The sequence below is a fragment of the Pantoea conspicua genome (genome assembly GCF_002095315.1).
Classification (GTDB): domain Bacteria; phylum Pseudomonadota; class Gammaproteobacteria; order Enterobacterales; family Enterobacteriaceae; genus Pantoea; species Pantoea conspicua.
Window position 1 is genome coordinate 141,418 of record NZ_MLFN01000128.1, and the last position, 22,431, is coordinate 163,848.

17 protein-coding genes and 3 pseudogenes are annotated in these 22,431 nt (G+C 55.4%); 13 read left to right on the forward strand and 7 right to left on the reverse strand.

Annotation, left to right across the window (positions count from 1 at the left end):
• The first annotated feature begins 51 nt into the window (after window positions 1-51).
• From HA41_RS20120 to HA41_RS20135, 4 genes are all read left to right on the forward strand, one after another.
• Window positions 52-513, forward strand: a complete 462-nt coding sequence (locus HA41_RS20120) for an FxsA family protein (protein ID WP_143807389.1) — start codon at window positions 52-54, stop codon at window positions 511-513.
• Between the two features lie 240 nt (window positions 514-753).
• A complete protein-coding gene (locus HA41_RS20125; protein ID WP_022625257.1) occupies window positions 754-1,047 on the forward strand; it encodes a co-chaperone GroES in 294 nt (97 codons plus the stop codon).
• 49 nt (window positions 1,048-1,096) lie between these two features.
• Window positions 1,097-2,746, forward strand: coding sequence for a chaperonin GroEL (groL, locus tag HA41_RS20130; protein ID WP_094122227.1), 1,650 nt, complete (start codon window positions 1,097-1,099; stop codon window positions 2,744-2,746).
• A 313-nt stretch (window positions 2,747-3,059) separates the two neighbouring features.
• Complete coding sequence (locus HA41_RS20135) at window positions 3,060-3,407, forward strand: DUF4156 domain-containing protein (RefSeq protein WP_094122228.1); 348 nt, start codon at window positions 3,060-3,062, stop codon at window positions 3,405-3,407.
• Between the two features lie 53 nt (window positions 3,408-3,460).
• On the opposite strand, the gene epmB is transcribed toward HA41_RS20135, so the two are convergent.
• Entirely contained in the window at window positions 3,461-4,489 is a 1,029-nt protein-coding gene (gene epmB / locus HA41_RS20140; protein ID WP_094122229.1) for an EF-P beta-lysylation protein EpmB, read from the reverse strand.
• A 43-nt stretch (window positions 4,490-4,532) separates the two neighbouring features.
• Between epmB and efp the strand changes: the two genes are divergently transcribed.
• The 3 genes from efp to HA41_RS20155 all read left to right on the forward strand — a co-directional run bounded on the left by efp (window position 4,533) and on the right by HA41_RS20155 (window position 5,519).
• Complete coding sequence (gene efp / locus HA41_RS20145) at window positions 4,533-5,099, forward strand: elongation factor P (protein ID WP_031375468.1); 567 nt, start codon at window positions 4,533-4,535, stop codon at window positions 5,097-5,099.
• A gap of 50 nt (window positions 5,100-5,149) precedes the next feature.
• Window positions 5,150-5,281, forward strand: a complete 132-nt coding sequence (locus HA41_RS20150) for an entericidin A/B family lipoprotein (protein ID WP_031375467.1) — start codon at window positions 5,150-5,152, stop codon at window positions 5,279-5,281.
• Window positions 5,282-5,384: 103 nt separating this feature from the next.
• Window positions 5,385-5,519, forward strand: coding sequence for an entericidin A/B family lipoprotein (locus HA41_RS20155; protein ID WP_094122230.1), 135 nt, complete (start codon window positions 5,385-5,387; stop codon window positions 5,517-5,519).
• 54 nt (window positions 5,520-5,573) lie between these two features.
• Here HA41_RS20155 and HA41_RS20160 read toward each other — a convergent pair whose 3' ends face one another.
• A complete protein-coding gene (locus tag HA41_RS20160) occupies window positions 5,574-6,098 on the reverse strand; it encodes a lipocalin family protein (RefSeq protein ID WP_094122231.1) in 525 nt (174 codons plus the stop codon).
• A gap of 135 nt (window positions 6,099-6,233) precedes the next feature.
• Between HA41_RS20160 and epmA the strand changes: the two genes are divergently transcribed.
• The gene (gene epmA, locus HA41_RS20165) at window positions 6,234-7,211 is read left to right on the forward strand and encodes an elongation factor P--(R)-beta-lysine ligase (RefSeq protein WP_094122232.1); all 978 of its coding nucleotides are present in this window, start codon (window positions 6,234-6,236) and stop codon (window positions 7,209-7,211) included.
• A 160-nt stretch (window positions 7,212-7,371) separates the two neighbouring features.
• Here epmA and degS read toward each other — a convergent pair.
• From degS to zapG, 3 genes and pseudogenes are all read right to left on the reverse strand, one after another.
• Window positions 7,372-8,432: pseudogene (gene degS / locus HA41_RS20170) on the reverse strand (outer membrane-stress sensor serine endopeptidase DegS).
• Between the two features lie 89 nt (window positions 8,433-8,521).
• A complete protein-coding gene (degQ, locus tag HA41_RS20175; protein WP_094122233.1) occupies window positions 8,522-9,895 on the reverse strand; it encodes a serine endoprotease DegQ in 1,374 nt (457 codons plus the stop codon).
• A 109-nt stretch (window positions 9,896-10,004) separates the two neighbouring features.
• Window positions 10,005-10,406, reverse strand: a complete 402-nt coding sequence (zapG, locus tag HA41_RS20180) for a Z-ring associated protein ZapG (RefSeq protein WP_094122234.1) — start codon at window positions 10,404-10,406, stop codon at window positions 10,005-10,007.
• A gap of 178 nt (window positions 10,407-10,584) precedes the next feature.
• On the opposite strand from zapG, the pseudogene zapE reads away from it, so the two are divergent.
• From zapE to sspB, 5 genes and pseudogenes are all read left to right on the forward strand, one after another.
• Window positions 10,585-11,711: pseudogene (gene zapE, locus HA41_RS20185) on the forward strand (cell division protein ZapE).
• A gap of 227 nt (window positions 11,712-11,938) precedes the next feature.
• Window positions 11,939-12,366 (forward strand): annotated as a pseudogene (rplM, locus tag HA41_RS20190) (50S ribosomal protein L13).
• A 15-nt stretch (window positions 12,367-12,381) separates the two neighbouring features.
• Window positions 12,382-12,774, forward strand: coding sequence for a 30S ribosomal protein S9 (rpsI, locus tag HA41_RS20195; protein WP_031375459.1), 393 nt, complete (start codon window positions 12,382-12,384; stop codon window positions 12,772-12,774).
• A gap of 330 nt (window positions 12,775-13,104) precedes the next feature.
• On the forward strand, window positions 13,105-13,746 hold the full coding sequence (gene sspA, locus HA41_RS20200) for a stringent starvation protein SspA (protein ID WP_031375458.1): 642 nt from the start codon (window positions 13,105-13,107) through the stop codon (window positions 13,744-13,746).
• Between the two features lie 3 nt (window positions 13,747-13,749).
• Window positions 13,750-14,235 carry a ClpXP protease specificity-enhancing factor gene (sspB, locus tag HA41_RS20205; protein WP_094122235.1) on the forward strand — a complete coding sequence of 162 codons (486 nt, stop codon included), beginning with the start codon at window positions 13,750-13,752 and terminating at the stop codon, window positions 14,233-14,235.
• A 108-nt stretch (window positions 14,236-14,343) separates the two neighbouring features.
• Here the strand turns inward: sspB and HA41_RS20210 are convergent, their stop codons facing one another.
• Together HA41_RS20210 and HA41_RS20215 are read right to left on the reverse strand one after the other, a co-directional pair.
• Window positions 14,344-16,101: a sulfite reductase subunit alpha gene (locus HA41_RS20210; RefSeq protein WP_094122236.1), complete on the reverse strand. Its 1,758-nt coding sequence runs from the start codon at window positions 16,099-16,101 to the stop codon at window positions 14,344-14,346.
• A gap of 182 nt (window positions 16,102-16,283) precedes the next feature.
• Window positions 16,284-21,815, reverse strand: a complete 5,532-nt coding sequence (locus HA41_RS20215) for a glutamate synthase-related protein (RefSeq protein WP_094122237.1) — start codon at window positions 21,813-21,815, stop codon at window positions 16,284-16,286.
• Window positions 21,816-22,431 lie beyond the last annotated feature (616 nt).

Below are 22,431 nucleotides of genomic sequence, written 5' to 3' on the forward strand. Positions count from 1 at the left end.
TTTCTGCTGATCGGCACGCTGCCGGTCAGCCCTCACTTACAGGAGAGTACGGTGCGCTGGATACCGTTATTAGTCTTTTTTGTCCTGGCCTGGATCGAAATTTCGCTGTTTATTCAGGTCGCGCACGTCATGGGCGTGCTGCTCACCATGCTGCTGGTGGTCTTTACCTCATGCATCGGGGTCTCACTGGTCAAAAATCAGGGCATGAAGAACTTCATGCTGATGCAGGAGAAGCTGGCGCGTAACGAAAGCCCGGCCAATGAGATGATCAAGAGCGTGTCGCTGATCATCTCCGGTTTTCTGCTGCTGCTGCCGGGCTTCTTTACCGACCTGCTGGGCTTGCTGTTGCTGTTGCCGCCGGTGCAAAAGCATCTGACACTGAAGTTGATGCCGCATCTGCGCGTCTGGCGCGGTCCGGGCGCCGGACCCGACAGCGGCTATACCATGGATGGCGAGTTCGAGCGCAAAAACAGCGATCGCCTTGAGCACCATGACGATCCTAAAGATCGCTGATGGCGTAATCTGCCGTTTAAAACGCAACCTTCGGGTTGCGTTTTTTATTTCCGCTGGCGATCTTGCCGCCGGTTGCTCAAAAAGCCATCACTTATCACCGCTGCGTAAAAAATTTGTTGTTCACCCCCTTGAAAGAGGGTGATGGCGGCCCTATCTCTCAGGTCACGAGGCCGGAAGCCATGCAGCCCGGTGTTCAACCCCAAAACTGAATGATTGGACTTCTCAAAGGAGAGCTATCAAATGAAAATTCGTCCATTGCACGATCGCGTTATCGTCAAGCGTAAAGAAGTTGAAGCTAAATCAGCTGGCGGCATCGTGCTGACCGGTTCCGCAGCCGGTAAATCCACCCGTGGTGAAGTCCTGGCTGTCGGCAATGGCCGCATCCTTGAGAGTGGCGACGTTAAGCCGCTGGACGTGAAGGTTGGCGACATCGTGATCTTCAGCGAAGGTTACGGCGCTAAAACCGAGAAAATCGACAACGAAGAGGTGCTTATCATCTCTGAGAGCGACATTCTGGCCGTTGTTGAAGCGTAATTTTTACGCGTAATTCACTGAACGAAACGAATTTAAGGGATATTTAAAGATGGCAGCTAAAGACGTAAAATTCGGTAATGACGCACGCGTAAAAATGCTGCGTGGCGTGAACGTACTGGCAGATGCAGTAAAAGTTACCCTGGGCCCGAAAGGCCGTAACGTGGTTCTGGATAAATCTTTTGGTGCACCGACCATCACTAAAGATGGTGTTTCTGTGGCACGTGAAATCGAACTGGAAGACAAGTTCGAGAACATGGGCGCGCAGATGGTGAAAGAAGTGGCCTCTAAAGCGAACGACGCTGCGGGCGACGGTACCACCACAGCGACCGTGCTGGCGCAGTCTATCATCACCGAAGGCCTGAAAGCGGTTGCCGCGGGTATGAACCCGATGGACCTGAAGCGCGGTATCGACCAGGCGGTTATCGCTGCAGTTGAGAAACTGAAAGCGCTGTCTGTACCTTGCTCAGACTCTAAAGCGATTGCGCAGGTAGGTACCATCTCTGCTAACTCCGATGAAACCGTGGGCCAGCTGATTGCTCAGGCGATGGAGAAAGTAGGTAAAGAAGGCGTGATCACCGTTGAGGAAGGCACCGGCCTGCAGGACGAGCTGGATGTGGTTGAAGGTATGCAGTTTGATCGCGGCTACCTGTCTCCTTACTTCATCAACAAGCCTGAAACCGGTGCGGTTGAACTGGAATCTCCGTTCATCCTGCTGGCTGACAAGAAAATTTCTAACATCCGTGAAATGCTGCCAGTGCTGGAAGCCGTGGCGAAAGCCGGCAAACCTCTGCTGATCATCGCGGAAGACGTAGAAGGCGAAGCGCTGGCGACCCTGGTGGTTAACACCATGCGCGGCATCGTGAAAGTGGCTGCGGTTAAAGCGCCAGGCTTCGGCGATCGTCGTAAAGCCATGCTGCAGGATATCGCTATCCTGACCGGCGGTACTGTAATTTCTGAAGAGATCGGTATGGAGCTGGAAAAAGCGGCTCTGGAAGATCTGGGTCAGGCAAAACGCGTTGTGATCAACAAAGACACCACCACCATCATCGACGGTGTGGGTGAAGAAGCGACAATTCAGGGCCGTGTGACCCAGATTCGTCAGCAGATCGAAGAAGCAACCTCTGACTACGACAAAGAAAAACTGCAGGAGCGTGTGGCTAAACTGGCAGGCGGCGTTGCCGTTCTGAAAGTGGGCGCAGCAACTGAAGTTGAAATGAAAGAGAAGAAAGCCCGCGTTGAAGATGCCCTGCACGCAACCCGTGCTGCGGTAGAAGAAGGTGTGGTTGCTGGTGGTGGTGTGGCGCTGGTTCGCGTTGCTGCACAGCTGGCCGATCTGCGTGGTCAGAACGAAGATCAGAACGTCGGTATCAAAGTTGCGCTGCGCGCAATGGAATCTCCACTGCGTCAGATCGTTTCTAACGCCGGTGAAGAGCCATCTGTGGTCGCGAACAACGTGAAAGCGGGCGACGGTAACTACGGTTACAACGCACAGACTGAAGAGTACGGCAACATGATCGACTTCGGTATCCTGGACCCAACCAAAGTGACCCGTTCTGCCCTGCAGTACGCGGCCTCTGTTGCCGGTCTGATGATCACCACCGAATGTATGGTCACTGACCTGCCAAAAGGCGATGCACCTGATTTAGGCGGCGGCGCTGGCGGTATGGGTGGCATGGGCGGTATGGGCGGCATGATGTAATCTGCCGTTGACTGCTTAAGTCATCAGGAACCCCCGATCGGAAACGGTCGGGGGTTTTTCTTTTGGGGCGGAAAATAGTATAAGTAGTGGCGCAATCGTTCGTCTTTCCTCTTGATATCTCACGCTGTCTGCTGCTGCGCCGCCGGATCCACTGGCTTAAACTTGCCTATCAGGATCGGCAGGGTTGCCAGCCTGCAAGCGGCATGAAATATTGAGACGTTATAACGGGATAAGGGCAATGAATGTGCAGAAAGAAAACATCCCTTTCTGCTACGCTGCCACCCGACTCTGATGATAATAAATGGGGATTACAATGCGGATTAACCTCTTGCTCGGACTGACGGCTGGCGCGTTATTGCTGGCGGGCTGTAGCAGCTCTACTCAACTCTCCTCGGCAGGCCAGCGCGTGACTTTTACCGATCAGCAGCCCGGCAGTGAGTGTCAGCTTCTGGGGAATCTTACCGGCTCACAGAGTAACTGGCTGACCGGTGCAGGCGGAGAGAGTAGCGCCCTGCGCGGTGCGGCAAATGACCTGCGCAATCGGGCAGCGGAAATGGGCGGCAACGTGATCTACGGTGCGACCAGTCCGACACAGAACCTGCTGTCTGCGTTCGCGCCACTCGATAGCAAAATGACCGGCCAGGTTTATAAGTGTCCGTAATGTAAATCCGGCATGATGCCTTCTTCAGACGGCCGGCCTTGCGCCGGCCGTTTTTATTCCTGTCGCAACTGCAGATCGAGCGGTGTTTTACTCGGCTCTCCGCCAATCTCCCGCGCCAGCTTCGGCACCAGATAACCCGACACCTGCGACAGCAGCGCCCGCACAAGCTGGCGCGCTTCGTCATCAGAGACGTAAAAATGCGCAGCTCCCTGCACCTTATCCAGCACGTGCAGGTAATAAGGCAGAATGCCGGCATCGAACAGCACATTGCTCAGTGTCGCCAGGGTCTGCGCATTGTCGTTGACGCCGCGCAGCAGCACGCTCTGGTTAAGCAGCGTGACGCCGGCACGCTTCAGGTCACGCATCGCCTCACGCAGCGCGTCGTCAATCTCCTGCGCATGGTTGATGTGCGTGACCATCAGCACCTGCAGCCGTGTTTCGCTCAGCATCTGACAGAGTGCATCGGTAATCCGCGCCGGGATGACCACCGGTAAACGACTATGTATACGCAGCCGTTTCAAGTGCGGGATTTTCTCCAGCGCCGCAATCAGCCAGGCGAGCTCATGATCTTTCGCCATCAGCGGATCGCCGCCGGAGAAAATGATCTCATCCAGTTCCGGATGATCGGCGATATAGTCCAGTGCTGCCTGCCAGTTACGTTTATTTCCCTGATTATCCTGATAAGGAAAGTGACGGCGGAAACAGTAGCGACAGTTGACCGCGCAACCGCCTTTCACCAGCAATAAAGCGCGGTTTCGGTATTTATGCAGCAAACCAGGGACAACGTTGCTTTGTTCATCCAGCGGATCGGTGCTATAACCTGGCGCATCGATGAATTCCTGGCGACGGGTCAGTACCTGAAGCAGCAGCGGGTCGTGCGCATCACCTTTCTTCATCCGGTTGATAAACGCATGAGGAACGCGCAAGGCGAAAAGACGCCGCGCGTCCGCACCTTCGGCCAGCTCGGTATGCTGATCCAGCGCTAAAATCCGCAGTAATTCATCAGGTTCAGTGACAACATCAGCAAGTTGCTGCAACCAATCTTCTCTGGAAGGTGTTTTTAGGGTTACAATGTGTGCCATTTTTTTGGCTTAGTACCAGTATCAATTTTCGTAGAGGGCCTTCATGGCGACTTATTCTAGCAACGATTTCCGTCCCGGTCTTAAAATCATGTTCGAAGGCGAGCCGTATGCCATCGAATCCAGTGAGTTCGTTAAACCGGGTAAAGGTCAGGCATTCGCGCGCGTTAAAATGCGTCGCCTGCTGACGGGTTCTCGCGTTGAGAAAACTTTCAAATCCACCGACTCCGCCGAAGGCGCAGACGTTATGGATACCAACCTGAACTACCTGTACAACGACGGTGAGTTCTACCACTTCATGCACCCGGAAAGCTTCGAGCAGTTCCAGGTTGAAGAGAAGACCGTCAGCGATGCAGCAAAATGGCTGCAGGATAACGCTGAATGTATCGTTACGCTGTGGAATGGCCGTCCGATCGCCGTTCAGCCACCGAACTTTATCGAAGCTGAAATCGTGGAAACCGATCCAGGCCTGAAAGGTGACACCGCAGGTACCGGCGGTAAGCCAGCCAAGCTCTCAACTGGCGCAGTAGTGAAAGTGCCATTGTTCGTGCAAGAGGGCGAAGTGGTGAAAGTTGACACCCGCTCTGGCGAATACGTGTCACGCGTAAAATAAGTGCCGCAGGCGCATCCTCAGATGCGCCTTTTTCTCGTATGAGTGAAAAAATGAAAAAGCTGGCAAAATTAATCGCATTCGCGTTGCTGGTCTCCTCTGCGCTGAGCGCCTGCAACACTTTTCACGGTTTTGGCGAAGATGTTTCCCACTTAGGTGGTGCCATTTCGCGTGCGGCAAACTGACTGTTAAACATCGTCTATTTTGTGGGCTCGCCAGCGGCAGTTGTCGGAAATCCGACTATGCTTAAAGCGCTGTACTTTTACATCCATCAAAAAGGACATTGTTATGTTAAAGAAAAGTATTGTCACTCTCTTATCTGTACTGTTTCTCTCTTCACTGCTGACGGCTTGTAATACCACGCGTGGCGTGGGTGAAGACGTCGAAGCGGGTGGTCAGGCGATTCAAAACAGCACGAACTAAACCGCTATTCCAACCGGTACGATATGTCGATCGTACCGGCTGTTCGTTTCTGCATTATTTCTGTTTCACCCAGATTAACTCATCAACCGGGAAACCCTCCCGACGCGCCTGATCGACCAGCTTTTCTTTCACACCCGGCTCCAGCTGCGGGGTCCGCGACAGGATCCACAGATAATGGCGATTCGGACCGCACACCAGCGCATAGCGGTAGTCCGGGTCGAGGGCGATGACGTTATATCCGCCGTAAAAGGGGCCGAAGAAGGAGACTTTCAGCGCCGCGCGTTGCGGATCGCCGGTAAAGTACGCCTTGCCGATACTCTCCTGCCAGCGCTGTTTCTTCACATTGTAGCCACGATTGATCACTTTGAGGCCGCCATCTTCGCGCGGACTGTAGTTCGCCGTCACCTGTTCAAGGCCGCGTTCAAAAGGGTGATTCAGGCGGGCAATCTCATACCACTGGCCGAGGTAGCGCTGACTGTCAAAGTTTTCGATCACGGTGACGTTCTTTGGCGGCGTGGTGCTACAGGCGACGGAGAGAAAGGCGCTCAGGCTGGCAATAACGGTTTTCCATGGAGACATAGTGGGATTCCTTTTTAATTTAACTGCTTAAGTATAGAAGCCGAAACGCTGTTTTTGGCAGCACGGGCGCGAGATTGTTTGCCGCAGGTATTGCAGGTAGACTTCCACCCCTAATTTGTATCAGGAGTCATCACCATGAGCGAAACGGCAAGCTGGCAACCAAGCGCATCCATCGCCAATTTGTTAAAACGCGCCGCGATTTTGGCCGAAGTGCGTCGTTTCTTTGCCGATCGTGGCGTACTGGAAGTGGATACGCCAGCGATGAGTCAGGCGACGATTACCGATATCCATCTGGTGCCGTTTCAGACGCGGTTCGTCGGACCGGGTGCCGCGCAGGGGCGCGATCTCTGGCTGATGACCAGCCCGGAATACCACATGAAGCGCTTGCTGGCCGCGGGCAGCGGGCCGATTTACCAGATGGCGCGCAGTTTCCGCAATGAAGAAGCGGGCCGTCACCATAACCCGGAATTTACCATGCTGGAGTGGTACCGGCCGCACTACGACATGTATCGTCTGATGAATGAAGTCGACGATCTGATGCAGCAGGTGCTGGAGTGCGACAGCGCGGAATCCCTCTCCTATCAGCAGGCGTTTATTCGCCATCTCGAAATTGATCCGCTCTCTGCAGACAAGGCGCAACTGCGTGAAGTGGCAGAAAAGCTGGGCGAAGGCGAACTGGCGCGCGCGGAAGAAGATCGCGATACCTTGCTGATGCTGCTGTTTATGCTGGGCGTGGAACCGAAGATTGGTCAGGATAAACCCTGCTTCGTTTATCATTTCCCGGCCAGTCAGGCAGCCCTGGCGGAGATCAGTACCGAGGATCACCGCGTCGCCGAGCGCTTCGAGGTCTATTACAAAGGCATCGAACTGGCGAACGGTTTCTGTGAACTGACTGACAGCCGCGAACAGCGTCAGCGCTTCGAGCAGGATAATCGCCGTCGTGCGGCGCGCGGCCTGCCTGTGCATCCTATTGATACGTATCTGCTGGATGCGCTGGCGCATGGCATGCCAGCCTGTTCCGGGGTCGCACTGGGTATCGATCGCCTGATCATGCTGGCACTGAAAGCGGAGTCATTGAGCGATGTGATCGCGTTTCCGGTGGATCGTTGCTAGACGTCCGGGTGAAAAGGGCAGGGATGGCCCATCTGATCGCAAAGGAACCCTGCATCCCTGCAGGTCGGCCTCGCCATCCTGGCTCGGATGCTTTGCTCTTCAGATGGGCCACCCCTGCCCGTCAGGCTAATTCATTGCGGTGAGTCTAAGGCCCCGGTAATCAGTTGCTGCTGTCAGGAAACTCCAGAATCGTTACCGGCAGCGTTAGCTTTTGATCGTTACGCAATACCTGCACATCAATCACCGAACCTGGACGAATCTCGGCCACCTGGTCCATCGTCTCCTGAGCGGAAACCGCCGGCTTGCCGTTGACGCTCAGCAACACATCATTGGACTGAATACCGGCTTTATCGGCCGGGCCATCCGGGGCCACCACGCTAACGATTATGCCCTGTACCCGATCCAGACTGCTGCCCTGACCGTGCAGTGGCGGCAACTCGCGACCGGTAATGCCAATGTAGCCGCGAATCACCCGGCCGTCACGAATCAGCTTATCCATGATCTTCGAGGCCAGCGCAGTCGGAATAGCGAATCCAATGCCTTCCGGCGTTTCGCCATCATTGCTTTTGTCGAAGGTCAGGGTATTGATGCCCATCAGTTCGCCCAGCGAGTTGATTAGCGCACCGCCAGAGTTGCCCTGATTAATCGAAGCGTCGGTTTGCAGGAAGTTTTGCCGGCCCGAAGAACTTAATCCTACCCGGCCGGTGGCGCTGATAATTCCCTGGGTGACCGTCTGACCGAGGTTATAGGGGTTGCCGATCGCCATCACCACGTCGCCGATATGGGCCAGACGTTTAGGATTGATCGGGATAACTGGCAGGCTGGAGGCGGTGATTTTCAACACCGCCAGATCGGTCATGGCGTCTGAGCCACCAGCGTCGCTTCAAAGAAACGGCCATCCTGCAGCGCCACAATAATCTGGTCGGCATTGTTGATGACATGCTTATTGGTGAGGATGTAGCCTTTTGCGTTCATTATCACCCCTGAACCCAGGGTAGTGATGCCGCGATTGTTATTGCCATGCGCGCTACGGTTGTAGACGTTCACCACCGCAGGCACAGCGCGGCGCACCCCCTGATTAAAGCTGAAGGGTGTGTCGTCGTTGCTGTCTTCATGGTTATAGAGGGCGTCGCTGCCCATACGCAGTGCAGGCAGTGCTGCGAGCAAAATACCCGCCACAATCAGGCCCAGCACCACGGCACGCAAAAGTTTAAGAAACATGGTGTTAAATTACGCCAGGGGAGATCGCTGGGCAGAATAGCATGAGAGCGGCGGACACACACGTGCTTGTGTCCGCCATAATGCGAGGTTTATCTCAACAACAGATAGATACTTTCGTCGCCGCGTACCACATTCAGCGCCAGTACCGGCGGTTTGCCTTCCAGCACTTTACGCATTTCCGCGATCGACTGAACGCGGTTGCGGTTAACGCCAACAATCACGTCATCTTTTTGCAAGCCAACCTGTTCAGCCGGCGTGCCTTTTTCGATGGTATCGACCTTCACCCCTTTATCACCGGTTTTGGTCTGACCATCACTCAGCGTGGCACCCTGAAGTGCCGGCGACATCAGCTGGGCACTGGCCGTAGTTTGTGCGCTTTGCTCCAGCGTGACGGTGACCGTGACCGGCTTACCTTCACGCAGCAAACCAAGCTTCACCTGCTCGCCTGGCGCGGTGGTGCCGATCTTCACCCGCAGTTCGGCGAAGCTGGTAATCGGTTTGTCATTCACCGAGGTGATGATATCGCCGGATTTTACGCCCGCTTTCTGGGCCGCTGACTGCGGCAGTACTTCCGAGACAAAGGCACCGCGCTGCGCATCGACGTTAAACGCCCTGGCCATATCCGCAGTCATTTCAGTGCCTTTGATGCCGAGCTGGCCGCGCTTCACTTCGCCATATTTAATCAGCTGCTGCGCGAGATTCATCGCCATATCGCTGGGAATGGCGAAGCCAATGCCGATATTGCCGCCGCTTGACGCCAGAATCGCCGTGTTAATGCCGATCAGTTCGCCATTCAGATTGACCAGCGCGCCGCCTGAGTTACCGCGGTTAATCGCTGCATCGGTCTGGATAAAGTTTTCCAGGCCTTCCAGATTCAGGCCGCTACGCCCCAGCGCCGAGATAATACCGGAGGTTGCGGTCTGACCCAGACCAAACGGGTTACCGATCGCCACAGCGAAATCACCCACTTTCAGCTGATCGGAATCGGCCACTTTTACCTGGGTCAGGTTTTTTGCACCCTCGATCTGAATTAAGGCGATATCGGTCTGCTCATCATGACCGATCAGTTTGGCTTCATATTCACTGCCGTCGCCCAACTGCACATTAATCTTATCCGCGCCGTTGACCACATGGTTATTGGTCAGCACGTAACCTTTGGCGGCGTCAATGATCACCCCTGAACCGAGTCCTTCGAAGGGCTGTGGCTGATTATTACCGCCAGGCATCTGGCCGAAGAAGCGTTTCAGCGGCTCAGGAATGTCCTGGCCCTGCGACGCCGACTCGGTGCCTTCAACGTGAACGCTGACCACGGCGGGCAGCACTTTCTCCAGCATCGGCGCCAGGCTTGGCAGCGGCTGACCGGCGATTTGTGCCGGTAGCGTTGCCATCGCGTCTGGCGTGGCGGCAAGGCCCATCCCAATACTCAAGGCTAATGCGCTAAACAGTCGTGCTTGTTTTTTCATTGCTACAACGCTCTCGCTGCAAAAAGTGGGGGGAATAAATCAGTGTGACAGTCGTTTGAGGCCAGGGTTCGCAAAAAACGTGGGCGCAGACCGGCTGCGCCCCAAAAGATTAGTCGCGGGCAGGGCGCTCGCCGCGCAGTAAACCGGATGCCCCTTCAGAGTAGTCACGCGGCATCTGTACCGGGACCTGATCGTTATCGGCTTCCGCCTCCGTCAACTGATAGGCAAACGGGTTTTTCTCACCCGGCAGATTAGGCAGCAGGTCATTGGAGCCTTTCGCCATATGCTGATAGAGCTGACGATAGTCGCGTGCCATATTGTCCAGCAACTCCGCACTCTGTGCAAAGTGATTGGTCAGCTCTTCGCGATAATCTGACAGCTCCGCTTTGGTTTTTTCCAGTTCGTACTGCATGCTGCGCTGCTCACGCAATTTCTTGTTGCCAAAACGCATCGCGACTGCGCCGACAATAATGCCTACCACTAAACCAATTAGCCCGTATTCCCAGGTCATAATGACTCCCGTGTTATTTCCGTTGTTCCGTAGGGCATTGCACCACTCCAATAGTACTCACTATACCCGTTAATCTTATGGATGTGGAACTCTGGAGCGGCATGGCTTAGTGTAGAACGGCCTTTTTTTCGACAACTGCTGTATGAATCAGACAAAATTCAGGGACTCTGAGAGAACAATGCAAACCTCATCTCCGCTTGCCCGCTATGAGCAGGCGCTGTCGCAGGGCGAATTCAAGCCCGATGACGTACAACGTGAAGCCATTACCCGTTTAGACGCGCTCCAGCACGCCCTGGTCGCCCGTCAGCAATCTGCTGCACCTGCCACATCTGGCCTGCTGGGCCGCCTGACGAAGTTGATCGGCAAAGAGAAAAATGAAACGCCAGCCCCACTGCGTGGCTTATACATGTGGGGCGGTGTCGGTCGCGGAAAACCTGGGTCATGGACCTGTTTTTTCAGTCTATTCCTGGCGATCGCAAACTGCGGCTCCATTTTCACCGCTTTATGCTGCGGGTACACGAAGAGCTGACCCAACTGCAGGGCCAGAGCGATCCGCTGCTGATTATCGCTGACCGGTTTAAAGCCGAAACCGATATCCTCTGTTTCGACGAGTTTTTCGTTTCCGACATCACCGATGCGATGCTGCTTGGCACCCTGATGGAAGCGCTGTTTGAACGCGGCATCGCACTGGTCGCGACCTCAAACATTCCGCCGGATGATCTCTACCGTAACGGGTTACAGCGCGCGCGCTTCCTGCCAGCGATTGAGCAGATTAAAACCCATTGCGATGTGATGAACGTTGATGCGGGCATCGATTACCGGTTACGGACGCTGACCTCGGCCCATCTGTGGAACTCTCCGCTGAACGCGGCCACCCAGGCAGAGATGGCGCGGATGTTCCAGGCGCTGGCGGGCGGGAAACCGGAACAGGCGCCGGTGCTGGAGATCAACCACCGTCAGATGCCGACGCTGGGTGTCAGTGATGGTGTGCTGGCGATCAACTTCACTACGCTGTGCGGTGAAGGGCGCAGTCAGCATGACTATATTGCCCTGTCGCGGCGTTTCCACAGCGTATTGCTGCATGATGTACCGGTGATGATTTATAAAACCGAGGATCAGGCGCGCCGTTTCCTCGCACTGGTGGATGAATTCTATGAGCGTCATGTGAAGCTGGTCGTGGCGGCGGAAACCTCGCTGACCGAGATTTATCAGGGCACACGGCTGAAATTTGAATACCAGCGCTGCTTATCCCGCCTGCAGGAGATGCAGAGCGAAGAGTATCTGCGTCTGCCGCACCTGCCGTGAGAATAAAGCAGATAAATAGTGAAATAGGGTTCGATTTTTGCAACCGACTTCTCTATAATCTTGCGACCCCACGTTACAGCAAAGGATTTTTTTCCCAAATCCTCTGTGTTCCAGTAACTCTATCCGAAGGGGTGGCTTGCTGGTCAAAATGGTCGTGTGAGCCTCAATCGTTTACTTAAGCGTTTGGGATTTCACCAACGTGTAACTTAATTTGGGTAAGCTTTTCGATGAAAACTTTTACAGCTAAACCAGAAACCGTCCAACGTGACTGGTTTGTAGTTGACGCAACGGGCAAAACTTTGGGTCGCCTGGCGACTGAACTGGCGCGCGTCTGCGTGGTAAGCATAAAGCGGAATACACTCCGCACGTTGATACAGGTGATTACATCATCGTTCTGAACGCAGAAAAAGTTGCTGTAACCGGCAACAAGCGTACTGACAAGATTTACTATCATCACACTGGTCACATCGGTGGTATCAAACAGGCGACCTTTGAAGAGATGATTGCTCGCCGTCCTGAGCGTGTGATTGAGATCGCGGTTAAAGGCATGCTGCCGAAGGGCCCGCTGGGTCGTGCTATGTACCGTAAACTGAAAGTTTACGCAGGCAACGAGCACACCCATGCGGCACAGCAACCGCAAGTTCTTGACATTTAATCGGGATTAAAGGCAATGGCTGAAACTCAAAACTACGGCACTGGTCGCCGCAAAAGCTCTACCGCTCGCGTATTTATTAAGCCGGGTAGCGGTAACATCGTTATCAACCAACGTTCTCTGGAACAGTACTTCGGTCGCGAAACTGCCCGCATGGTAGTTCGTCAGCCGCTTGAGCTGCTGGATCTGGTTGGTAAATTCGATCTGTACGTCACCGTTAAAGGTGGTGGTATTTCTGGTCAGGCTGGTGCGATCCGTCACGGTATCACCCGCGCTCTGATGGAATATGACGAATCTCTGCGTGCGGAGCTGCGTAAAGCTGGCTTCGTTACCCGTGATGCGCGTCAGGTTGAACGTAAGAAAGTCGGCCTGCGTAAAGCACGTCGTCGTCCGCAGTTCTCCAAGCGTTAATTGTTGCTGCTTCGGCAGAGACAATTGGCACAAAAAACCCGCTTCGGCGGGTTTTTTGCTTTCTTCCGCCGTGCCGGTGCAGGTGGAAAAACGTTAACGGCGCTCCCAATTTCCCCGCAAAGATTCATTCCACGCCCACAAGCTGCCTAAAATCTGGTAAACTCTGTGTCACTTTGCGCCCGCAGGCCGGTGCGTTATGCGTCTCCCCGCCGTCGGGATATCAGTATACGACGCAGCTAACGTGGGTTGCGTGCGAGTTCTATGAGCAAGTGAGTCGCCGGATGGTTGGCTATTCGCAGTAACTTTTTGTGAACAAACTTGGAGGTTTTCATGGCTGTCGCTGCCAACAAACGTTCGGTAATGACGCTGTTTTCTGGTCCTACTGACATTTTCAGCCATCAGGTACGTATCGTCCTGGCGGAGAAGGGTGTCAGCGTAGAGATCGAGCAGGTCGAAATGGATAACCTGCCGCAGGATCTGATTGACCTCAACCCGTATCGCACGGTGCCGACGCTGGTAGATCGTGAGCTGACGCTGTATGAATCACGCATCATCATGGAATATTTAGATGAGCGTTTCCCGCATCCACCGCTGATGCCGGTTTATCCGGTTGCCCGTGGTGAAAGCCGTCTGATGATGCACCGCATCGAGCAGGACTGGTACAGCCTGATGAGAACCGTTGAGAACAGCAGCGGTCAGGAAGCTGAAGCCGCTCGCAAGCAACTGCGTGAAGAGCTGCTGGCGATTGCACCGCTGTTTGGTCGCACACCGTTCTTCATGAGTGAAGAGTTCAGCCTGGTCGACTGCTATCTGGCCCCGCTGTTGTGGCGTCTGCCATCAATGGGCATCGACTTGATCGGCTCCGGTTCAAAAGAGCTGAAAGGCTATATGAACCGCGTCTTCGAGCGCGACTCTTTCCTTGCTTCATTAACTGAAGCTGAACGTGAAATGCGCCTGCAAGCCCGGGGCTAATTTATGGAAATGTCGCAACTTACCGCACGTCGCCCCTATCTGCTGCGCGCTTTCTATGACTGGTTGCTCGACAACCAGTTAACGCCGCATCTGGTGGTCGACATTAATCTGCCTGGCGTGCAGGTGCCGCTTGAGTATGCGCGCGATGGACAGATCGTGTTGAACATTGCGCCACGCGCTGTCGGCAATCTCGATCTGGCTAACGATCAGGTGTCGTTTAACGCCCGTTTCGGTGGCGTTCCTCGCCAGGTGAACGTGCCGATGGCGGCGATTCTGGCGATCTATGCCCGTGAAAACGGTGCAGGAACGATGTTCGAACCTGAACCGGCTTACGAGCTGTCTTCTCAGGAGACGTCAGACGGTCAGGAAGAGACGATGATGTCCGTGATTGATGGTGATCGTCCTGACGATGCCGGCGATGACGAGACGCCGCCTGACGACGATCCACCACCGCGTGGCGGACGGCCTTCACTGCGCGTCGTGAAATAACATCGGATACCCGTCATCACGACGGGTATTTTTTTGCCTGCCGATTGGGCATAAAAAAATCCGGCTGCCTGCGCAAGCCGGATTTTTTATGCGTTAACGCGGGGCGACTTAATAGACGTCACGCAGGTAACGCTTCTCTTTCTTCAGCTGATCGATGTAGTCGGCTGCACGTTCGCTGGAAAGTCCGCCGAACTGACGCACCACTTCATACAGTGCGCTGTCGACATCTTTCGCCATGCGTGAGGCATCACCACAGACGTAGAAATAGGCACCTTCCTGCAGCCAGGCATAGAGCTCTGCGCCCTGTTCCAGCATACGGGTCTGTACGTAGATTTTCTTCTCCTGGTCGCGCGAGAACGCCAGATCCAGCCGGGTCAGTAAACCGCTGTCGTGCCAGCCGGTGAGTTCATCACGATAGATGAAGTCATGTTCCTGATGCTGATCGCCAAAGAACAGCCAGTTTTTACCCTGCGCGCCGGTCGCCTGGCGCTCCTGCAAAAAGGCGCGGAACGGGGCGATACCGGTGCCCGGTCCGACCATGATCAGCGGGGCGCTGTTATTCGCCGGCACGCGAAACGCTTTATTTGGCGAGATGAAAATGGCGGGCTTTTCACCACGACGTACGCGTTCGGCCAGATAGGTTGAGCAGACGCCGCCACGATTACGGCCACCGCTGTGATAACGTACTGAGGCCACTGTCAGGTGAACCTGGTTAGGGTGCGCCTTCGAGCTGGACGAGATGGAGTAGGCACGATGCTGTAACGGACGCAGCAGCGCGACCAGTTCCGGCACCGGCAACGAACGGGTCAGCTCAAGCTGCAGCAGGTCGAGCGTATCTTTACCCCACAGCCAGACGCCGAGCGCATCTTTATCGTCGTGCTGCAATACATGCCGCAGTTCCTGGTTGGTGGTGTTCTGTCCGACCCACTCAATCAGCTTGCGTGACGGTTCTGAAATTTCAAACTGATAGGTCAGCAGATCGCCGAGGCTGCGGTCAAAACCGGGCACCGGCGTCTGGTAATCGGCATTCAGCTGGGTCAGCAGCAGGCTGACCAGCGAAGGTTCATTGACCGGGATAACACCCAGCGCATCGCCTGCCTCATATTTCAGGCCACTGTCGGTCAGGTCAAACTCGAAGTGGCGGATGTCTTTCGCGGACTGCTCGCCCGACAGGCGCTTATTGGTGATCAGCGCTGCAGCGTAAGGATTCGACTTGTTGCTGCCCGGGATTACCGGCGCTTCTGGTGCGCTCTCCAGCACGGTGCCGCTGCTGCCTGCGCTGGCGGCAAACTGTGGCATCGAACTGTTCAGCCATTCGCTGGACGGCTCTTCATAATCGATATCGCAATCGATACGATCGACCACGCGTTTCGCGCCCAGCTGCTCCAGACGCATATCAATGAATTTACCTGCCTGGCAGAAGCCATCGTAGCCGGTATCACCAATCGCCAGCACGGCAAAGTGCATCTGCTCCAGACGCGGCGCGGTGCTGGCGGAGATCGCATCCCAGAACAGCTGGGCGTTGTCCGGCATTTCGCCTTCGCCGTAGGTGGAGGTGACGATCAGTACGTGACGCATGGTGGCAAATACATCCAGGTCTACATCGCCCAGCGCCTGAACCACCGGCACCAACCCTTTGGCACGCGCTGATTTGGCAGCAGTTTGCGCCAGCGCTTCCGCGTTGCCGGTTTGTGACCCGTAGAGAATATGCAGTTGGGTGGTGGCCGCGGCGCCCGTTCCGGCCGCAGGCTGCTGCTTGTCTTCTAACACCAGTAAACGGGAGTGAAGACCGGCGAGGAAGCCCGCCAGCCAGTATTTCTGATCGCCATTAAAGGGTGCATCTTCTGGAATATAAGGAATTTTCATGGGTACTTTTACTCAATCCCGTTTTCACCCGTCATAAGCCACGCCGTTCGCAGGGAGCCGGTCCGTTTTCTCCGCCGACAGAGTCGTCGGCGAAGAGGGCGGACCTTCTGCTGCGCGTTACCACGCTTAATCCGGATAATATCAATTAATAATATTCACGTTCACTCAGGTCGGCCGTCCTGTCAGGACAGTTTACCCACCGCTGCGGCAATTTCAGGCAGTGCCGCACGGGCAAACAGCTCTTCAAAATCAGGCAGATGTCCCAGCACTTCCCGGTTACAGGCATCCTGATACATAATCCAGCCATAGGTCGCCAGGCTATCCATCGAACGGATGTTGCGCTGCGTTAACGCGGCTTTGTAATCTGACATCCGTTTGGTACCGATCAGGCTGGCCAACTCATCGTCGGTGTAGCTTTCAATGGCTGAACGGGCATGGCGTTGCAGCTTGCTGACCAGTGAAAAATCTTCGGTCATCAGCAGGTTGCGCACCGCTTTTTCAACCGCCGGATCTTCAACCGGCGTGCCTTTTGGCAGTTTGCCCAGCGCCAGTTGCTGCGCGAAGCTCAGCACGGTGTAGTTGTTGAGCAGGACAAACATCTCCAGCGTGTCGGTGGCACCGTAAGCCGGTACTGCACCGTTGGCGATGGTTTTTCCCTGACGCCATGCGGCTTTAAACTTCGCCACCTGATGACCCGCCAGCGCTGTCGACAGCTCTTCCAGCAGATCTTTGCGCGTTTTCGCTTTCAGGATTTCACCGCCATCCTGGTAAAGCAGCAGCGAGCGCGGCATAACATAGACAAAGTGGTGGCACTCGGTTTCCCAGTTCTCCAGCAGCCACGCTGCACGCGGCGATTGGGTCGCCTCCAGATGCCAGTTCAGCATGGTCAGCACCGCCTGCTTGTGCACCCGGGCCATCTCATCCTGATCGGCAATCGAACCAAACAGCACCGAATCGCCGGCCGCATGGCTGGCCAGTGAGCCATAGGGGTCGTACTGATAGGCGAACCCGCCGCTCATGCCGTTGCCAAACCCTTTACCGAAGGTTCCCAGGTTAAGGATGGCGCCGTTGGTCATATATTCGCAGCAGAAATCGCCAACCCCTTCAACCACCGCCGTGGCACCGGAGTTACGCACGGCGAAACGGTCACCCGCCTGACCCTGGACAAACAGACGTCCACCGGTGGCACCAAACAGGGCGAAGTTGCCGATCAGCACGTTGCCATCGCCGTCCTGTGCGCCGCCGCCTGGTGACATCACCACCAGTTCACCGCCACACTGTCCTTTGCCGACGCCGTCGTTACAGGTGCCATAGTGCCGCATCTGCATACCATCGTTGCAGAAGGCGCCAAACGACTGACCGGCAGAACCGGAAGTGGAAATTTTCACACTCTCGGGCGCCAGGTAGTGACGGCCACGATCGTCGGCCAGCACTGCCGGCATCGCCTGCAGTTGCTCTGCGCTCAGCTGATGGTTCAGCATCCGTTCAATATCGATCGCCAGCTGGCCGCCGACGCTCTTATTGCGGTTGTTGAGCACCACGTTATCGCCCAGTGTGATCGCTGGCTGACGTTGTTCAACCAGCGCCTGTTTCATCTGCTCAACCCAGCCATCGTCCAGTTCAAAATCTTTTTCCAGGTAAACCGGATGTTCGATTTTCAGCTCCGGCACCATGGTCAGCATGGCGCGTAAATCGAGCTTGCCCACTTCCAGCGGGTGATCCATCAGATGCAGCAGGTCAGAGCGGCCGCGAGCTTCACGCAGCGAACGCAGGCCCATACGCGCCAGAATCTCACGCACTTCATGCGCGACATTGAGGAAGTACTGTGCCAGCTGGCGTGGATCGCCATCAAAGGCTTCAGCGTTAGTGGTTAAGCCCGCCGGGCATTTGACGTTACAGTTTTTCGCCATCACGCATTTCAGCATCATCAGGGCCGTGGTACCGAATTCAAAACTGTCGCCACCCAGCAGCGCGGATTTCACCACATCGCTGCCGGTTTGCTGGGCACCAGAACAGCGCAGCAGCACTTTGTCACGCAGGCCATTGGCGCACAGCGCCTGATGCACTTCCGCGATGCCAATTTCCGCCACGCGGCCGGTATATTTCAGGCTGGTAACGGAAGCGGCACCGGTGCCGCCGGTGTTGCCTGCCACGTTGATGACGTCTGCCCCCGCTTTGGCCACGCCAACCGCGATGGTGCCGATGCCTTCCGACGAGACCAGCTTAACGATGACCCGCACCCGCGCGGCTTTACAGTCATGGATCAGCTGCGCCAGATCTTCAATCGAATAGGTGTCGTGATGCGGTGGTGGCGAGACCAGCTCGACGCCAGGCGTACCGCCACGGGCCGCGGCGATTTCCACCGTGACTTTGGCTGCCGGTAGCTGACCGCCTTCACCCGGCTTAGCACCCTGACCAATTTTAATTTCCAGCTCTTCCAGCATCGGATCGGCCAGGTAGGCCGCCCAGACGCCGAAGCGACCCGACGCCAGCTGTTTGATACGTGATGCACGAATAGTGCCGTGACGCGAGTAGTGTTCGCCACCTTCACCGCAGTTACTCATGCCGCCGACCATGTTGGTGCCATGCGCGACGGCTTCATGGGCTGGCGCGACCAGCGCACCGTGACTCATCGCACCGGAAGCAAAAGTGCGGGTGATTTCACAGGCCGGCTGCACTTCGCTCAGCGGCAGTGAGGGCAGGGTAGTGAAAATACGCGACAGATAATCGGCCGCTTTGCCGTAAGCGGTCACTTTCAGGCCGCCGTCGACCACTTCACTGCTCTCGATATCGTCGTTAAAGCGGAATTTCAGCGCACGCGACAGGTTCTGCAGACGCTCATGCTCTGGCTTCAGACCAGCGATCGCATCGGTCAGGCGCAGCATAAAGTGATTCAGGCTGCCATCCACGGCTTCACACACCAGGCCGCGGATTGCAAAGCCGTTGTTGGTCAGCGAGTAACGTCCCAGCTTGCGGCGGAACTCCGCTTCACTGTCGATGTGGGTCAGGTCAGCCGGGAAGGTCAGAATATCGCGCAATGCCGCCGGGCGACGTTTACGCTCTTCATACATCAGGCTGGAGAACTGACGGTAATCGGCGGTGATGGTAAAATTGTTGATCACCTCATCCGGGATGCGCTCGAAACTGCTGTCTTTAAAGGTTTCTGGCTTGATGCCAAAGGCGTTGTCGAGCTTCGCCAGCGTCATCAGGCGGATAAAGTTATCCTCTTCACGCGCTTTATCGGCAAAGCGGATCGGCTCTTCGGTCATATCAATAAAGGTACGTACCGCAATAGTGCCATACGAGTGACCCGCGCCTTCGGCACGCTCTTTAAACAGACCCAGCAACGGTACCTCAGATTCGCCCTGAATCTTCAGCGCGCTCTGATGCCAGTCGACCGCCATCTGCGCGATGGTGGCGAAACCAGCGCCGCCGACCGGGGTTTTGATATTCGGGAAATACTTTTTCAGCACCGGATCGTCAGTGTTGAGGAAGTTTGGCTCAAAGAACTCGCCGCTGCTGTAGCTTTCAACGGTACAGAGGCCCACTTTACCCATGGTTTTCATCAGCGCTTTTTCAGCCGCTTTGGCATAGCGTTTAAAGGCTTTATTGCCTTCTTCGCCTTCACCGAACTTCTCTTCGGCGCGCATCTGTACGCCAAGCGGATAGATAGCCGAGGCACCGAAGCCCAGCGTGGCGGCAATGTGGTGCGACGAAATGCTCTGGCCGCTCTCCACCACCAGCGAAACATCCAGACGCAGGCCTTCCTGCACCAGACGCTGGTTGATGGCAGAGACCACCAGCAGCATCGGAATCGCCGCCTGCTTAGAGGAGATGTGGCGATCGGTCAGGACCGCGATGCCGCCCTGGCTGCGGGCGAAATCGACCACCTGCTGGGCCAGATCATCAATCGCCTTCTCCAGCGCGTTGGCGTTAGCCGTGGTGCTCAACAGATCTTTGCCAATCACCGGCTCGTACAGCATCTCAAAACGGGCATAAGGTGCAATGGTCTGCTCGCGTAAACGCAGCATATCGAGATGGCTGAGGATCGGCGAAGGCACCACGATCTGACGGCCTTTACTGCGGCCGAGATGCGGTTTAGCACCCAGCGCGACCCGCAGCGTCATGCCATCCACTTCACGGATAGAATCGAGTGGCGGGTTAGTGACCTGGGCGAAGCGCTGCGAGAAATAGTGCGCCATGCCGCCTTCATGATCGGACAGACCGTTAATCGCGTTGCCGTAACCCATCGCCGAGATCTTCTCTGCGCCGGTGTTCAGCATCGGGTCCATCATGAACTTGAAGCTTTCCTGGTTGTAGTAGTAGGCCACAAAGCGCTGATAGGTCTTCAGGTCACCGCGATAGCGCAGCGGCGAGCCCTGCTGCTCAGCCGGGATCTCTGGCAGATCTTCCAGACCGACGCGCGCCTGGCGCAGCAGTGCCGGATAATCTTTTTCAGCAGCCAGTTTTTCCAGCGCCTGCACCGTGGTGTAGCTGCGTTTTTCGCGATGATCGAAATAGAGCATCCCGCCGGCTTCGATACGGCCGCGACGCAGCACGCTTTCCGGCGGGAAGGCGATCTGGCCCGCTTCGGACATTGCGCCGATATATTCCGCGGTTTCCACTGAGCGCAGCGGACGCAGACCAAGACGGTCGAGACGCGCACCAATCACTTCGCCATTTCCAAAGATTAACGCCGCCGGGCCGTCGTTCTTCTCTTCATACAGCGAGAAGTATTCCAGCATGTCGCGCACTTCTGGTGACAGTGAGCTGTCATTTTCCCAGGCGGGCGGCATCATCGAGACCACGGCGGTGATCAGGTCGAGGTTATCTTCCATCAGACGGCTGTGGATGCTCTGATCGAGACGCGAGCTGTCCGACTGGCCTTTCGGCCGCACAATTTTCTTGCCGCGCGCCAGCGCCAGTGCCGACTCGGCAATGCGGTTCTTGCGGTCGGTATTCAGTTCACCGTTGTGCGCCATCAGACGGAACGGCTGCGCCATGGTGGTATGCGGATCGGTGTTGGTCGAGAAGCGGGTATGGAAAAACAGCCCGCGTACCTGATGATCGGGATCGGTCAGATCTTTGAAGTAAGGGATCACTTCATTGGAATTCAGACGTGCTTTGAACACCTGGGTGCGTGAGGAGAGTGACAGCGGATAAAGACCGCCAAATTCACTTTCAGTAAAGGCACGCGCTTCGATGGTTAACAGGGCGCGGTAAATGCGTTGTTCGAAGTCGTTCTGATCGGCCACGTCCTGTGGTGCAGTGAAAATCCACTGCAGAATCGGTAACTGAAACTGCACTGCCGCCGGACGCGTCACGCTGCTATCGAGCGGCATATCACGCTTCATGATTACCGGCAGGTTAAAGCTGCTCAGCGTTTCATCGACCAGACGTTCTGCGTTCGCGCGCAGTTCGGCATCTTTCGGCACGAAGAAGTTACCGACGCCAAAGCGGCCCGCTTCCAGCGGCTGGCCGGTAATTTTACGGAAGAAATGCAGGGAGAGATCGACGTTAACGCCGGCGCCATCGCCCACGCCTTCCGCCGACATGCCGCCTCGATGCGGCACAGTACACAGGGCGCTGTGCGCCATCTGCAGAATCTCATGGGTCTGCTCGCCGTCCTTACGCGTTATGAAACCTACACCACAGCTATCACTGCCTGCTGTTGGGTCATACAAGCCATAGGAATGAGGTTTGTTAGTGGACATTGAGGGTCTCCTTAAACTGCTTTTGACATTACCTGCACTTTTTCAGGGTCTTAGCGCAACTGAGGCGCACTTCATTTTCATCGCCATGCTCTGTCGAGCGCGCGTCATAACCCTGAGCATTTCTCTCCAGACATCGGTGAAACGTCCTTAATTGAGCTGCTCTTCGATTTCCGGTCTCTTAAAGGAGATGACTTAAACCACGCGGGAGTCTTCTTGTTGCATAGATATGCCGAGACACTGGCCCGTCAGGAAAGCTTTCAGCGGATTTCCAACTTATCGGGAAAGCGTAATCAGGTCAAATGAGGCGGGCAGACAGGGTTATTGTACCGTTTATCATGCTAACTTCATGAATTTAAAGCGTTATAAGGTTCAAATTGTCTTACTTTAGCCGGTGGTGATCGGTCGATAAATGTGAACTGACTCACTGTAGTGCAGCCGTCCAATCTCTGCACCATGCTGGTGAGGCGGGCTTTAACAGCATTAAATGCTGTTCAGTACCGCTGATGCACAGGATGTATCTGTTTTTCTTATGTCCGAATATTTGAATGAAACAGCGCAGGGTTATAAGTAAAATTAATCAGGATAGACATGCTTAAAACATCATTAAAGATGAATG